This window comes from Bifidobacterium sp. N4G05, assembly GCF_002742445.1.
Lineage (GTDB): Bacteria > Actinomycetota > Actinomycetes > Actinomycetales > Bifidobacteriaceae > Bifidobacterium > Bifidobacterium hominis.
Map to the genome: position 1 here is coordinate 303,180 of NZ_NJNQ01000002.1, position 14,861 is coordinate 318,040.

The following is a 14,861-nucleotide window of genomic DNA, read 5'->3' on the forward strand; positions in this document are numbered from 1 at the left end:
AATCCCTCCAGAGAGTGGAGAAATCTAGACTCTAGCAAGGCACTCAGCGGAAGGATTGTTCCAGTAGGTGGAGGATTTGGGTCTCTGGTGAGGCTTTCTGCAGGAAGATTCCTCCAATCGCTGGAGAAATTGGGACGTTGAGTAGTCTGCCAGCAGGAGGATTCCTCCAGTGACTGGAGGATTTGGAACGATAGGAGCCGGTCAGGACTGGGGTGCGGCGTGCTGGGCGATCCAGGCGTGCATGGAAACCGCGGCGGCAGCTCCGGCGTTAATGGAACGCACCGAACCGAATTGGGAAATGTAGACCACGTCATCCGCCAGCTCAAGTGCCTTTTCGGACAGTCCCGGACCTTCCGCACCAAACAACATAAGACATCGCTTCGGAAAGCGATATGTTTCCATCGGCACCGCACCCGGAATGATGTCAAGCGCAATCACCCGCGCAGCCTTCAACTCGGCAATGCGCTGATCAATCGCTGCCAGCTGCGTCATATAGGACAGCTTGTTCCCATTTTCAGCGCCACATGCGGTTGAAGTATCCATTGAATTGCCAGCTGGAGCACACTCAGTAGCACGGCCCTCATTCAGCGAAGCAGCATCGTTCATACCGGTACCGTGCCCACTTTTCGCGTTTTCGTGCATATGTAATGCGATTGCGGAGGCTTGCGATCGCGCCGCCGCGATTTCTCCGGCAATGCGCAGCTTCCAGCATTCGACCAGTTCGGTTATGGAAGGGTGGTTTTCGACGTGCTGGTACAGTTCCGTCATCAACGCGCCCTTGCGATTCCATTTATGCGGACCGACGATATGCACGCGTTTTGCCTGAAATGCGTTGGCAGTGCGCACCATCGATCCGATATTGAAATCGTGCGTCCAGTTTTCCACGGCAACCTCAAAATCATGGCGACCATGAGCGTCAAGATCATCTTTGATGGCCGAAACCGTCCAGTAACGATACCGGTCAAGCACGTTGCGGCGATCACCCTCATCAAGCAGAGACGAATCGAATCGACGATCATAATTCGGCGATTGCGGATCATCCGGACGGGGCTCGCCAAGATGCGCTTCAGCCCACGGACCTACGCCCACTTCACGAAAGACCGGCTCTCCGGATGCTTTCGCCGCAATATCGATGGGATTAGGCTGATGCACGCGATTCCTCCTCACAACTCATTAATTGATCCAACTAGACGCAAAGTCGTAAAACGTTCCGTGAAACACGCTATTTAGCGTTACCGAACCACCAATGCAACCGAAAAGCTGCGACACTTCGATACTCAGTGTTGTGACACTTAATGAAGTTCCGATTCCTTGAATACTTCCACAAACGGCAGATCGGATTCGCTTCCGTCAACCGGATTGATGACCTTGATAGAAGGCGACGCCATATCGACGCCACCAATCAGCGATGCGACGGCAAGCACTTTAGCACCCTCGTTTTTTACCACGGAGAAGTCAAGGCTCAACTCGTTGCCATTGCGCAACGTAACCAACGAGGACGTCTGCACATACGACTTTTCAGATAACCAGGAATCCAACAAAACCACGCGCTTGCCTGCGATCGAAGGCCCCTTGATGGACGGATACACGAAATCCATCACGAAACCGTTCAGGTTCTCCCCACGAGAAGCGGCCGCCTGAATCATGGCGGACACCAGCGGAACCGAGGCCGCGGTCAACGCACCCACCGCGTCGAAATCATCCACGGAATAACCGGCCTCTTCCAACGTGTCCAGCAGGATATGCCCAACGATCGAAGCGCCACGATGGTCGAACAGTACGGAGGAAAGCTCCGAGAATGGCTTGTCTGCCATTTCAGCCTGCAACAGCGACTTCAGCTGGTCACGCGGCTCAAGCATGGCGAAATCGATGTCGCTATGCGTGGAAGTATCGGCAGGCGCAGCAACCGACTTGGTCTTACGGAAAGTCTTCTCTTCGGTCATGTTCCTAGCCTATCCTTTCGGCTCGTCAAACCTTATCCCCTACCGACACGTATCAGGCAGAGGTTACTGTGCACTGGTTTCGGGAGCGTTGAGTTCGCGGACATCGGCCTTTTCGGGCGCGATCATGTTCACGGGTTCGATAATTCTGCTCTGGTCGACGCGCTGCAGCTTGCGTGCGGTGACCAGCACACGCGATTCCAGTGACGAGGCGAACGCATTGTAGGCGCCGACCGTTTTGGTGATAGCGGATCCCAGCTTGGTGGCACGGTCCCCAAGCACGGCGAACCGTTCATACAATTCGCGAGACAGGTCGAACAGCATTTTTGCGTCATCGGTCAGGCTTTGCTGCTGCCATGCGTAGGCCACGGACTTCAGCACCGCCCATAAGGTAATCGGCGAAGTCAAGGCAACCTTGCGCGCAAACGCGTCGTCCATCAGCGTCGGATCGGTTTCCAAAGCCGCCTGCAACAAGGATTCGTTGGGAATGAAGGCGATCACGAAGTCCGGCGCGTCGTCGAACGCATTCCAATAGGCCTTGTCGCCCAAGGTTTTCACATGATCGCGCACCGCTTTGGCATGCGCATGCAGCAATTCCGACTTTCGTGCCAACTCCTCAGGCGTGGCGGTGTCGGGAATTTCACACGCTTTCTGATAGTCGGCATACGGGGCCTTTGCGTCGATCGGAATGGTCTTGCCGCCCGGCATGTGGATGATCATATCCGGACGCTGCGCGCGACCGTCCGCATCGGTGACGACCACCTGCGTATCGAAATCCACGTGTTCCAGCAGCCCGGCGGATTCCACGATATTCCTCAACTGCGCCTCACCCCACGCGCCGCGCACCTTGTTGTTGCGCAACGCGGACGACAGGGCGTTGGTCTCGCGGTCAAGACGGGCCTGCTGCTCGCCAAGCCCCTTGAGCTGCTCGCCAAGCGCACCCATTTCTCGCTTGCGACCCTCTTCGATTTGCGAAACCTTCTGCTGCAGGGCATCAAGATTCTTCTGCACGGGCGCGAGCGCTGACAATACCTTGCTCTGCTCCTGCAGTTTTCGCTCGTTTTCGGCCTGTTTGCGTTCCGCTTCGGCTGCGGCACGCTCACGCTCACGCTCCACACGTTCCTGTTCGGCCCGCTGGGCCTGCGCGAGCTGCGATTTGAGATAGGTCAACTGTTGGGCCAACCCTTCCGCCTGCGTACGGTATTGGGTCACCGATGTGGACAATTCGCTGATTTCCTGCCGATCAGCTTCGATCTGCGCTTTTGCCTCGTTAAGATCAGCAGTTTTCGCATCACGGGCCATTTCCTGCCCTTTAGCGCGGCCCGCAAAAAAGCCGGCCGCAGCTCCAAGCGCGGCCACAACCACCAGAAGAATCACCACAAACACAGGATTGTCGAACATATGTTCTATGTAACAGTATGCCCAGGACATCTTGAAAGATCAAGGTTCGCAAGACAACCGCGCCCAGCTGCATTATGCTTGGAGCCGAAGCGTGCTCACGAACATGGCGGCAACGCGAGCACGCTGAATATTCGAGAGGTATTCAAGAGGCAATCCGGGGGTTCGGAAACACATGGGATTCGATTTGTTCATGACGGTGGCGGCAATTGTTGCGGCGGCCGTGGCCACTTGGGCCATCCTCAGGCTATTCCTAAGAGAAAACGATGTCACAGCCCCCTCCCACCAGCACACCACCGATGAAAAACCCACCGAAAATCACGTCGAAAACCCAGACGAGATAGCCGGCAAAACACACAGAAGCGACATCACCAAGCGTCTCGTCATCGCAACCATATTGACCATTCCCACATTCACCGTAACCATGCTGACATTCGGCGGCATCGCACTCCCCCACTGGCTGACCAATCCATGGCTGCACGCCATCATCGCCACGCCGGTCATGTTCTATTGCGCCGCGCCGATGCACAATCATGGCACCGCCGCCCTGAAAAGCCGCACGCCTAACGCGGATTCGCTGCTGTCACTCGCCATGACCATCGTGTACGCTTACAGCCTGCTGGCGTGCGTGGTGTCGTGGCTTTCCCCCGAAAGATCACGCAACCAATGTTTCGCTTTCGCAAGCATGGTCGCCGTGCTGGCGCTTGCAATTTCGATGATCGAGCAACGCCCCACGGCAAAGAAAGCATCGGAAGGCGATATTTCGACCGCACAATTGCAAGAGACGCAGGAAATACAATCGCAGGAAACGCAAAAAACACAAGAAACACAGCAAAGCACGGATACGCTTATCCAAGCCAGCATCGTATATGAGATTCGCACGCGGGTAACGCAGATTACCGCGACCGTGACGATGGTCATCGCGGTTTGGACGTTCGCTTTGTGGCTGATTTTCGGACTTCAGCCGAAGCTTACGATTGCCGTGTTGATCGGTGCGACGGTTTTGACGGTCGCAGGCTTGGTTTTGCAGGCATACGACCGCCAACCGTCACGGTAAAACGGTTTTCGCAAAAAATCGCGCAGTCGCGAAAAATGGGCGGACCCGCATATGCGCAATCCGCCCATCGTCAACGGTTAGACCGTTTTCGCGACTCGGCCAAGCGACAGTCAGTCAGGCCAAACCGATCAGCCGAATGACTCCGACCGTCACTTAGCTTCCGCCGAAAAATCGTCGTCGATCTGCCCCGGAGCCCACGAGGAAAGCTCCAAATGGTCGCCGCCGGTCTGGTCCACAAGCACGGTGTCGCCGTCGTGCACTTCGCCAGCCAGCAGCATGCGCGCCAGCTGGTCGCCGACTTCGGTTTGCACCAAACGACGCAGCGGGCGAGCGCCATACGCCGGATCGTAACCGGTGTTGGCGAGCCAATCGCGCGCCGAATCGGTAACATCCAGCTTGATGCGGCGATCCGCCAAGCGGGCCGAAACCTGCGCCACCTGAATGTCCACGATGCCGCCAAGTTCTTCGCGTGTAAGCGGGTGGAACATGACCAGTTCATCCAAGCGGTTGATGAATTCCGGCTTGAACTGCATGTGCACGGCGTCCATCACGGCCTTCTTCTTGGCTTCGTCATCCAGTTCGGTGTTCACCAGGAACTGCGAGCCAAGGTTGGAGGTCATGATCAGAATCGTGTTCTTGAAGTCCACGGTTCGACCCTGCCCGTCGGTCAAGCGGCCGTCGTCGAGCACCTGCAACAGCACGTCGAATACTTCAGGATTGGCCTTTTCAACCTCATCGAACAGCACCACCGAATACGGGCGGCGACGCACGGCCTCAGTCAGCTGACCACCCTCCTCATAGCCGATGTAGCCCGGCGCAGCACCGATCAGACGAGACACGGAGGCTTTCTCCATGTACTCGCTCATGTCGATGCGCACCATGGCTTTTTCATCGTCGAACAGAAAGTCGGCGAGCGCCTTGGCAAGTTCCGTCTTACCCACGCCGGTCGGTCCAAGGAACAGGAACGATCCCGTCGGGCGGTTCGGATCGGAAATGCCCGCGCGCGATCGGCGTACTGCATCAGAAACAGCTTGAATAGCTTCTTTCTGACCGATCACACGCTTGCCGAGATAATCTTCCATGGTCAGCAACTTCTCGTTTTCGCCTTGCATGAGGCGGCCGACGGGAATGCCCGTCCAGTCGGACACGATTTCGGCCACGGAATCGGCGTCGACGCGGTCCGGCACCATCGGAATATCATCCGCCGCGCCGTCGTCGCCAGTCACGCCGGCCGCACCATCCTTGGCCACCGCCTCGTTTTGTTCGGCTTGTGCGATTTCCTTCTGGATGGCCGGAATTTCGCCATAGTTGATGGCGGAGGATTTCGCCAGATCGCCTTCGCGCTCGTACCGTTCGGCTTGGGTGCGCAGTTCATCGAGCTTCTTGCGCAGGTCGCCGATGCGGTTGTGTCCGTTCTTTTCGGCGTCCCAGCGTGCTTTCAGACCGTTGAGTTTTTCGCTTTTGTCTGCGATTTCCTTATTGAGGTCGTCGAGACGTTCCTTGGCGCTTTCGTCAAGCTCGCTTTCGGCTTTGCTTGCGGCGGCATCGTCTTTCGGATTGCCAAGCAGGTATGACTTCTCCATTTTGAGTCGGTCGACCTGGCGTTGCAGTTCGTCGATTTCCTCAGGCGAGGAGTCGAGTTCCATGCGCAGGTGGGATGCGGCCTCGTCCACCAGGTCGATGGCCTTGTCTGGCAGCTGACGGCCGGAAATATACCGGTTCGACAGTGTTGCCGCGGCCACGAGCGCGTCGTCGCCGATGGTCACCTTGTGGTGGGCTTCGTATTTCGGCGCGATGCCGCGCAGAATGGCGATGGTGTCTTCAACACTCGGCTCTCCTACGAACACTTGCTGGAAACGACGTTCCAACGCCGGGTCCTTTTCGATGTTCTCACGGTATTCATCGAGCGTAGTGGCGCCGATCAGGCGTAGTTCGCCGCGTGCAAGCATGGGCTTGAGCATATTGCCCGCATCCATGGATCCTTCGGCCGCGCCCGCGCCGACGATGGTGTGGATCTCATCGATGAAGGTGATGATCTGCCCGTCGGCGTTCTTGATTTCCTGCAGCACGCTCTTCAGACGTTCCTCGAATTCGCCACGGTATTTTGAACCGGCCACCATGGAGCCCAAATCAAGCGAAATGAGCTTCTTGTTTTGCAAGGTTGTCGGCACGTCGCCGGCGACGATGCGCTGTGCGAGGCCTTCCACCACGGCGGTTTTGCCCACGCCCGGCTCGCCGATCAGGACCGGGTTGTTTTTGGTGCGGCGGCTCAGGATCTGGATCACACGGCGGATTTCCTGATCGCGACCGATCACCGGGTCGAGTTTGCCTTCTTTCGCGGCCGCGGTCAGGTCGGTCGAGTACTTTTCGAGAGCTTTGTACGACCCTTCAGCATCGGGGCTGGTCACTTTCGCGCCTCCTCGAATCGATGGCACAGCCTTTCGTAGCGCGTCGGCGGTCACGCCGTATTGTTCCATGATTTGCGCGCTTTGGTTTGGTTTTGCCGCTGCGATGGCGATGAGCAGATGTTCGGTGGAGACGTATTCGTCGCCCATCTGCCGCATTTCCTTGCCCGCTTGTGCAAGCACGGCGGACAGTTGCCTGCTGACCTGCGGCTGCGCGGTGGTCGATCCGCTGGCGCTCGGCAGCGTGTCTTGCGCTTGGTGCACGGCTGCGCTGATGTTCTGCGCGTTGCCTCCCGCAGCTTCGATCAGTCCGCGGATTACGCCGTTTTCCTGACGCAGCAGCGCGTCAAGCAGGTGCAGGGTTTCGACTTGCGCGTTGCCTGCAGCCGACGCGTTCTGCACGGCGTCGGAAATGGCTTCCTGCGCCATTGTGGTGAACTTCTGTTCCATATCATCCTCCATGGTTCGCGTCGAACGTCCGGTTTTCGCACGGTTGCGTCGACGCATATGTCGTTGTCTGATATGCTCAACCGACTTCACCACCATTCTATTCCCAAAAGTTGAGTCCGCAACACTCAACTTTTGTTCGCCGCACGGAAAGTCGTGAAAAAACGCGAAAAGGCCGCCATCCACGAAAGATGACGGCCTTCATATCCGCAATATGCCAATCGACGATCAGCCGCGCACTACCACATTGCGCAGGCTGCCGATGCCTTCGACATGCACGATTGCCTCGTCGCCCGGATCGAGATGTCCGGAAGCGTTCGGGGTGCCCGTCAGAATCACATCGCCCGGCAGCAGCGTCGTAAAGCTGGAAATCGCGGCAATCTGCTCGGGAATGCCGTGAATCAGGTTCGCCGTGGTGCCGGAAGCCAACTCGACATCCTCACCATTCAGCGTGAAGGAGATCTTCGCATCCTTCCAATCCAAGTCATCACGAGTCACAATCCACGGGCCAAGCGGGCAGGACGTGTCGAACCCCTTCGCGCGCGTCCACATCGGGTCAAGCCCCTGCAGATCGCGCAACGTCACATCGTTCACGCAGGTGAAACCGAGCACATAGTCCATGGCCTGTTCGACCGACACATTCTTGGCGATGCGTCCCATCACCACGGCCACTTCCGGCTCGAAATTCATGTCGTTCGAATATGACGGAATCACAATCGGATCATCCGGACCGATCACCGACGTACTCGGCTTGGAGAAGATCACCATGTCTTCCGGAGCATGCTTGATATCGGAATGGCCGGCTTCATGCATGAACTGCGCGTGCGCCTCATAATTTTTGGCCAGACCATACACCTTCGACGGAATCACCGGAGAGAGCAGACGGATGCCATCGCCGTCCACCGGAAAACGCTCGCCGGTCGGCTTCACGCCGGCACCGGCCAGAGGATGCCCCTCAAGCGCTACGAGATAGTCCTTACCGTCGCTTTCATCGGTCTGCACGAAAGCGTATTGCGGTACATCATTATGCGAAAAACGTGCGATTCTCATGCTTGCCAGTCTACCCGCAACAATCGTCGAATCGTCCATATCATCGACATGCGACGCCCGACAATCAAAAACATCGAAAAAAAAAAACGGGCCATCACATCATGCGAAGGCCCGTCACAGGAAGAAAACGTCAGATAAAAGCACGCTCACCGAAAATCGCGGTGCCGACGCGCACGATAGTGGATCCTTCCGCAATCGCAAGTTCCATATCGCCGGTCATACCCATCGACAGTTCACGGCAAGACTGCGTGCCAGGCTCCCCCGATTCGAGAATATGATCGCGAGTTCTACGCAGATGCTCGAATCCCCGGCGAATGGCGGTTTCGTCGCTCACATGCGCGCCAATGGTCATCAGACCCTGCAATTCAAGCCCGTCCAATGTGCCGATTTTCTGCGCGACGCGAATGGCATACGCCGGATTGCAACCGGATTTCGACGCCTCGCCCGATTCATTGACTTCCAGCAGCACACCCACGGTGATGCCGCGCGCCACCGCCCTACGTGAAATCTTTTCCGCCAGATCAAGGGAATCAACCGATTCGATGGCATTGACGACCGGCAACACCTTGCCGATCTTATTGCTTTGCAGCTGTCCGATCAGATGGAACGGAATGCGCTCGCAAGCAACTTCGGAATCGTCTGAAGCGGACGCGATGCCGGAATCGTCGGCAACACCCAACGCAAACCCGCGTTCCGCGCAACGCGCCATCAACCCTTCGGCCTTCGCCGTCACTTCCTGCGGACGATTCTCGCCGATCATGCGCACGCCCGCGTCGATCGCCGCCATGATCTCACCCACATCACGCGTCTTCGTAGCGGCAAGCAGGCGCACGGAACCCGCGTCACGACCGGCATGCTGCTCGGCCGACGCGATACGATCCAACACGCGATGCACGCCATCGGCGATCTGCACGGCGCGCACGTCGTCGATCACCTCATTGGCAAGATTCTTATGATCCATATATGCGGTCATGTTCAGCCTCTTACATTTAATCCCAACTACCTCTACCAGAGTAAGAAGAAGCCCGTACGACGGTCTGAAGCGAAGCGATAAAGCGACCAATATTCGCACGGGCCAATAAAACAGACAGCAGCAGAAGAGGGACTTCAAAGACTCCGTCCGACAATCACTATATGGAAGATTTACTAAACACGCGCCGAAAAAACAATCTATTTTTTTCAGCTATCGCACTTCATCTCTGTATTTCTTTCAATTGCCGTTCCAAAACGTCGATGCGATCCTTCAGTTCAAGTACCTGACATGTCAACGACCGAATCTGCCCCAGCTGAACGGACACCAGTCGCTCGCGCGTCTCGGCAGACAACGGCCCCGACGAACCTCCGCTTTTCGCGGCGGCCATGATATCCGGATCCGCCTTCCAGCGCGCGATATTACGCTCCACACGCTTGCGACCGACAATCGCAGGACTCAATCCAGCCGACGTGAAAATCGAACTTGGCCTCTCGCCATCCAAATATCTGCGCATGCAGCTGATTTGAAAATCACGCGAATACGTGATTCTGTTCTGCGTAACCGACTCAACCGCCGGCAACGCACGAAGATACTCGACCTCCGTGTTGCTAAACTGCCTTTTCGTCATATCGACCTCATTCACCCGACAAAACGGAATACCTTTTCCACGCTCGCAGATTACCTTCGCAAACGAACGTACCGGAACGGCACATACTACCACCTTATACACACTGGTATGGGGGTTTGCGCCACCCGAATCGCCCTACGCTGAACCTGAATGAGTCCCAGAAGGTACAGTTGCATACTGTCACCATTGATGTATCAAAGGAGCCACCATGACCGGCCGATTCGCACCCACCCCATCAGGCCGCATGCATATCGGCAATGTCTACGCCATGCTTGGAGCTTGGCTTTCCGCACGTAAAACAGGCGATTCCATACGATTGCGCATTGAAGACATCGATGAACCGAGGGTCGTTCCCGGCGCTGCCGAAACCATGATGCACGACCTCGGCTGGCTCGGTCTCGACTGGGACGGCGAACCAGTATTCCAATCGGCGCGACACACCCTATATCAGGAAGCGCTCAATCTTCTCACCAACCTCAACATTGACGAAATCAGCGATACTATCAGCACTATCGGCATCGGTTCCTACGATTCCGATTCCTACGGCACTACCGCAAACAACACCATAAACACACCCGGCGCAACGCCGCTCATCTATCCCTGCTTCTGCTCGCGCGCCGACATCCGCGCCGCGTCGGCACCGCAGGAAGGCGACCGTTTCACCGTATATCCGGGAACATGCCACCGACTCATTGCCAACGACCCGCAACGCGTGAAGCAACGTCTCGCCAGCGGAGACCGCCATTCGCTGCGCATCGCCACCACCGACACCACCATCGCCTTTCACGACGAAGTGTTCGGCAACCAGCATTACAACCTCGCCCAAGACATCGGCGACACCATCGTCCGCCGATCGGACGGCATCTACTCCTATCAGCTGGCCGTCACCGTGGACGATCTTGACATGGGCATCACCGACATTGTGCGCGGCCGCGACCTGCTACGCTCCAACGCTTTGCAAATCTATATCCGCAAAGCCCTTATCGCTGCGGGATTCCAGTCTTCCGAACCTGCCGATGCGGCCATTTCATACGCGCATCTGCCCCTTATCGACAACGCGGCCGGTCAACGCCTCGCCAAACGCGAACGCTCGCTCGATCTCGGTATTCTCACGGCACATGGCGTCACCGCGCAACAGATCATCGGCTATTGCGCATGGCTGCTTGGATTGCAAGGCAATCCGGAACATACCAAGCCGCAGCCTATGAACGCCGCCGAAGCGCTTGGCGAATTCAGTTGGAGCGCCGTTCGCGCCAACACTTCGGATCGTGTACTCGACCAAGCCGAGTTCAACGCGTATTTCGGACTATAGTCACGTTCCGCAGTTTTATTTCCGCTTATTCCGCAGTCTTATGCTACCGTCACGCAGGTGGCAGCATATCTCTTCCAAGGCAACGCTACCAGCCAATAATGGGCATGCAAAAAGCCTGTTTCCCCCCGAACCAGAAAATTTCCGAGGAAAACAGGCTTTGCATGTCAGTTCTTATATGTCAAACACAACTTATGTGACAGTCAGACAAACAAATCACGAATGACTGCAAACGATCAGACGAACAGCTTGAACATGGCCACACCAACGATAGCGCCCAGAACCGGGGCGACGACCGGAATCCAAGCCTCGTCCCAGCGGGAGGAGCCCTTGGACGGAATCGGCAGGATGGCGTGCAGCAGTCGCGGCATGAGATCGCGGGCCGGGTTCAGGCCAGGACCGGTCGGACCACCCATGGAGGTCACGAGGCCCCACACGATGAAACCAACCGCGATGGATGCGGCAGCATGGTCTTCCTCACCCCACGGCAGGGACAGGCAGCACAGTGCGCCGACCACGAGCACGAGGGTGCCGAAGAACTCGTTGACGAAGTAGTTCACGCGATCGTTGTGAGCGTCGGTGGTGCAGAAAGTGCCGAGGATGGCGTCGGCGTCTTCGGTGTCCTTATAGTGCGGATAGTAGGTGATGTATACCACGAGCTGACCGACTGCGGCGCCGAGCAGCTGAGCGATGATGTACGGCAGCACCAGATTCCAGTCGAACAGGCCGTTCACCGCCTGGGCGATGGTCATGGCCGGGTTGATGTGCGCGCCGGAAACGCCACCGAACATGAGCACCGGGAACATCACGCCGAAGCCATAGCCCATGGCGATGTTCAGCCAGCCTGCATGGTGGCCCTTGGTGTTCTTCAGTTCAACGTTCGCGACAGCGCCGTTGCCGAAGATCATCAGAATGGCGGTACCGAAGAATTCGGCCGCAAGTTTGACAAAAGTCGAGTATTCCACTGCTGTTTCCTCTATTGCTTCTTCTCTGTAAGAATCAGATTGATGTCGATTCCGCTCTCGGCGGACAACAGCGTCCAACACTACTCCCCACACTGGAAGTCGAGCACAAAAAGGCTTGACAGGCCGTCGGCTTGCCAGACAGTCATACGGAAATCGGAAAACAAAAAAGCCTTGGAACCGAAGTTCCAAGGCTTTATCTGTGCCCCCTCAGGGATTCGAACCCTGGACACGCTGATTAAGAGTCAGCTGCTCTAACCAACTGAGCTAAAGGGGCGTTGGTCTTGCGAGGTTTTGTTCTCGCTGAGCACGAGAAGTAAATATACTCAGAATCGAGAAGAATGCAACTTTCGGCGTGTCGCGGTTGTAAAACCGCTATTTTTCAACGATTTCGACATATTGCGCAAATCGCAGAAAAACGCGATTCAACCATCATATTTCCTACCTAAAGAGCACAATCAAGGCAGGAAATCACAATTTCTTCACAAATTCAGTTCCTTGCAATCCAGTTGCCCCAAACGCTCCCGCTAATTCATTTGCACAGCCATGCATGAAAACTGACGGTAAATCGCTCTTCTTGAGTGAATCAGCATGCTTCACGCAACACCCACTTAAGGATTGAGCTTAGGTTGCTTCCAAGCACCGTTTCCGCACGAGAGAAGGAAAGTAACGACCATGACGTGTCCAAGTTGCGACAAACCAACTAATGACGGTGGCTACAACTGATTAAATATGAAAATCCCCCTGCACAACTGTTTTCAGCTGGCGCAGGGGGATTTTCCATGCTTAAGCTCAGACGTATCTCAGTCTGAAGTCATTCATCATGGCTGCAACGAATGCAGTCTTGATGAATGGGGCCGAAATCACTCAGCGACAACCTTCACGGTGAAGGAAGCGGTGATTTCCGGGTGCAGAGCGACGGTCGCAGCGAACTCGCCGGTGGTCTTGATCGGATCCACGGTGATGTTCTTCGGGTTGACGGCAGCCTTGGAAGACAGAGCGATGGCGATCTTGTCGGCGGAGACACCACCGAACAGCTTGCCAGACTCGGAGACCTTGGCGGCGATTTCGACGACGGAACCCTCGATCAGGCCCTTGGCTGCAACAGCCTCTTCGCGGGTGGCGACGGCCTTGGCCAGACGAGCGCGCTTCATGGCCTCGATCTGGGCAGCAGCGTTCTTGGACCAAGCAAAGCCGAGGCCCTGCGGGATCAGATAGTTGCGAGCGTAACCGGCCTTGACGGTCACGACGTCGCCCGGGTGACCCAGGTGATTGACGGACTTGGTAAGAATAACCTTAGCTTCAGCCATTGTTCAAACCTCTCTCAGATCAGCGACCGGAAGTGGCGTACGGCAGCAAAGCCATCTCGCGGGCGTTCTTGATAGCCTTGGCGAGCTCGCGCTGTTCCTGCACGGAAACACCGGTGATACGACGGGAACGAATCTTGCCGCGATCGGAAATGAACTTGCGCAGCAGGGCAACGTCCTTGTAATCGATCTCGGTGACCTTGGCGGCCTTCAGTGGATTCGGCTTCTTCTTAAACGGCTTGACCGGCGGCTGCGGCCTCTTGCGTGACATCTTGATGTTCTCCTTAAAAACTGGAAATCGCTTTTCTTCTAAGCTGCTTTAAGCTGCGATCCAGATCGGATCAGAATTCCGGTTCGTCGCTGTTTCCGCCGAACTCGGAGGAACCGAACGAACCGAACGAGGAGGAACCGGAATTATCCGAGCTGCCCCACGGATCCGATGCCGGAGCGGGCTGCATGGCGGGCGCGGCGTTGGCTGGAGCAGAAGCTCCGCCCTGATAGCCTGCACCACCGGAATATCCGGCACCACCCTGATAGCCACCGGCATTGCCGGCGAAGCCACCATTGTTGAATCCGCCATTGCCACCAGCGAAATTGTTGCCACCACGATTGCCGGCAAAATTACCACTGTTAGCACTGGAGGTTCGGGTGACCTGGGCGGTCGCATAGCGCAGGGACGGGCCGATCTCATCGACCTGAAGCTCGACGACCGTGCGCTGGGAACCATCATTCGCCTGGTAGGAACGCTGCTGCAAACGACCTTGCGCGATCACGCGCATGCCCTTGCTTAAGCTCTGCGCACAATGTTCGGCCATGTCGCGCCACGCGGAGCAGCGCATGAACAGGGCCTGACCATCTTCAAACTGGCCCGTATTACGGTTCCAGGTACGCGGAGTGGAGGCAATCGTGAAGCTGGCCACGGACGAGCCGTTGCCAACTGTACGGATTTCGGGATCAGCGGTGAGGTTACCCACCACAGTGATAATCGTTTCGCCTGCCATCGTTACCTACTTACTTTGCAGCTTGTTGTTTTGCAGCTTGAAAAGCTTGGAATTACTTACTTGCGAAGAATCTTCGTGCGGATGACGGATTCGTTCAGGTTCAGCAGACGATCGAGTTCGTCGCTGGTGGCCGGCTCAGCGGAGTAGTTGACCACAACGTAGTTACCTTCGGTCTTGCCAGCGATCTCGTAGGCAAGCTTGCGACGGCCCCAGATGTCGATGTTCTCGACAGCACCGCCTTCCTTGGTGACAGTTTCCAGATACTGCTCGGTCAGCTTCTTCAGACCACGCTCATCCAGCTCAGGATCGGCAATGAACATCAGTTCGTACTTATGCGCAGACATCACCCACCTCCTTCGGACTATCGGCCATGGACCTTCCATG

At 56.4% G+C, this 14,861-nt stretch carries 14 protein-coding genes and 1 tRNA gene; 2 read left to right on the top strand and 13 right to left on the bottom strand.

Annotated features, from left to right (window positions below; all coding sequences use genetic code 11):
- Window positions 1-201 precede the first annotated feature (201 nt).
- The 3 genes from CE153_RS03030 to rmuC form a co-directional block, all read right to left on the bottom strand.
- A complete protein-coding gene (locus tag CE153_RS03030; RefSeq protein WP_374110519.1) occupies window positions 202-885 on the bottom strand; it encodes a TrmH family RNA methyltransferase in 684 nt (227 codons plus the stop codon).
- A gap of 407 nt (window positions 886-1,292) precedes the next feature.
- Window positions 1,293-1,943 (bottom strand): orotate phosphoribosyltransferase, encoded by a 651-nt coding sequence (locus CE153_RS03035; protein ID WP_099595070.1) that lies wholly within the window; start codon window positions 1,941-1,943, stop codon window positions 1,293-1,295.
- A 63-nt stretch (window positions 1,944-2,006) separates the two neighbouring features.
- Window positions 2,007-3,341, bottom strand: a complete 1,335-nt coding sequence (gene rmuC / locus CE153_RS03040; RefSeq protein ID WP_099595071.1) for a DNA recombination protein RmuC — start codon at window positions 3,339-3,341, stop codon at window positions 2,007-2,009.
- A gap of 172 nt (window positions 3,342-3,513) precedes the next feature.
- Here rmuC and CE153_RS03045 point away from each other — a divergent pair, with 172 nt between their 5' ends.
- Complete coding sequence (locus CE153_RS03045) at window positions 3,514-4,395, top strand: copper-transporting ATPase (protein WP_099595072.1); 882 nt, start codon at window positions 3,514-3,516, stop codon at window positions 4,393-4,395.
- 149 nt (window positions 4,396-4,544) lie between these two features.
- Here CE153_RS03045 and clpB read toward each other — a convergent pair whose 3' ends face one another.
- The 4 genes from clpB to CE153_RS03065 all read right to left on the bottom strand — a co-directional run bounded on the left by clpB (window position 4,545) and on the right by CE153_RS03065 (window position 9,898).
- Window positions 4,545-7,250: an ATP-dependent chaperone ClpB gene (clpB, locus tag CE153_RS03050; RefSeq protein WP_099595104.1), complete on the bottom strand. Its 2,706-nt coding sequence runs from the start codon at window positions 7,248-7,250 to the stop codon at window positions 4,545-4,547.
- A 225-nt stretch (window positions 7,251-7,475) separates the two neighbouring features.
- A complete protein-coding gene (locus tag CE153_RS03055; RefSeq protein ID WP_099571998.1) occupies window positions 7,476-8,297 on the bottom strand; it encodes a fumarylacetoacetate hydrolase family protein in 822 nt (273 codons plus the stop codon).
- Window positions 8,298-8,427: 130 nt separating this feature from the next.
- Window positions 8,428-9,270 carry a YggS family pyridoxal phosphate-dependent enzyme gene (locus tag CE153_RS03060; protein ID WP_033501455.1) on the bottom strand — a complete coding sequence of 281 codons (843 nt, stop codon included), beginning with the start codon at window positions 9,268-9,270 and terminating at the stop codon, window positions 8,428-8,430.
- 220 nt (window positions 9,271-9,490) lie between these two features.
- The gene (locus tag CE153_RS03065) at window positions 9,491-9,898 is read right to left on the bottom strand and encodes an HTH domain-containing protein (RefSeq protein WP_099595073.1); all 408 of its coding nucleotides are present in this window, start codon (window positions 9,896-9,898) and stop codon (window positions 9,491-9,493) included.
- 208 nt (window positions 9,899-10,106) lie between these two features.
- Between CE153_RS03065 and CE153_RS03070 the strand changes: the two genes are divergently transcribed.
- Window positions 10,107-11,210 carry a glutamyl-Q tRNA(Asp) synthetase gene (locus CE153_RS03070; protein WP_099571971.1) on the top strand — a complete coding sequence of 368 codons (1,104 nt, stop codon included), beginning with the start codon at window positions 10,107-10,109 and terminating at the stop codon, window positions 11,208-11,210.
- A gap of 233 nt (window positions 11,211-11,443) precedes the next feature.
- Here CE153_RS03070 and CE153_RS03075 read toward each other — a convergent pair whose 3' ends face one another.
- From CE153_RS03075 to rpsF, 6 genes are all read right to left on the bottom strand, one after another.
- Entirely contained in the window at window positions 11,444-12,172 is a 729-nt protein-coding gene (locus tag CE153_RS03075; RefSeq protein WP_099571972.1) for an MIP/aquaporin family protein, read from the bottom strand.
- 200 nt (window positions 12,173-12,372) lie between these two features.
- Window positions 12,373-12,446: transfer RNA gene (locus tag CE153_RS03080), tRNA-Lys, on the bottom strand.
- Between the two features lie 586 nt (window positions 12,447-13,032).
- Window positions 13,033-13,479, bottom strand: coding sequence for a 50S ribosomal protein L9 (gene rplI / locus CE153_RS03085; protein ID WP_099571973.1), 447 nt, complete (start codon window positions 13,477-13,479; stop codon window positions 13,033-13,035).
- A gap of 19 nt (window positions 13,480-13,498) precedes the next feature.
- Entirely contained in the window at window positions 13,499-13,747 is a 249-nt protein-coding gene (rpsR, locus tag CE153_RS03090) for a 30S ribosomal protein S18 (protein ID WP_003833963.1), read from the bottom strand.
- A gap of 70 nt (window positions 13,748-13,817) precedes the next feature.
- Window positions 13,818-14,477, bottom strand: coding sequence for a single-stranded DNA-binding protein (locus tag CE153_RS03095; protein ID WP_099595074.1), 660 nt, complete (start codon window positions 14,475-14,477; stop codon window positions 13,818-13,820).
- A gap of 56 nt (window positions 14,478-14,533) precedes the next feature.
- Complete coding sequence (gene rpsF / locus CE153_RS03100) at window positions 14,534-14,821, bottom strand: 30S ribosomal protein S6 (RefSeq protein WP_003810120.1); 288 nt, start codon at window positions 14,819-14,821, stop codon at window positions 14,534-14,536.
- Between the last annotated feature and the right edge of the window lie 40 nt (window positions 14,822-14,861).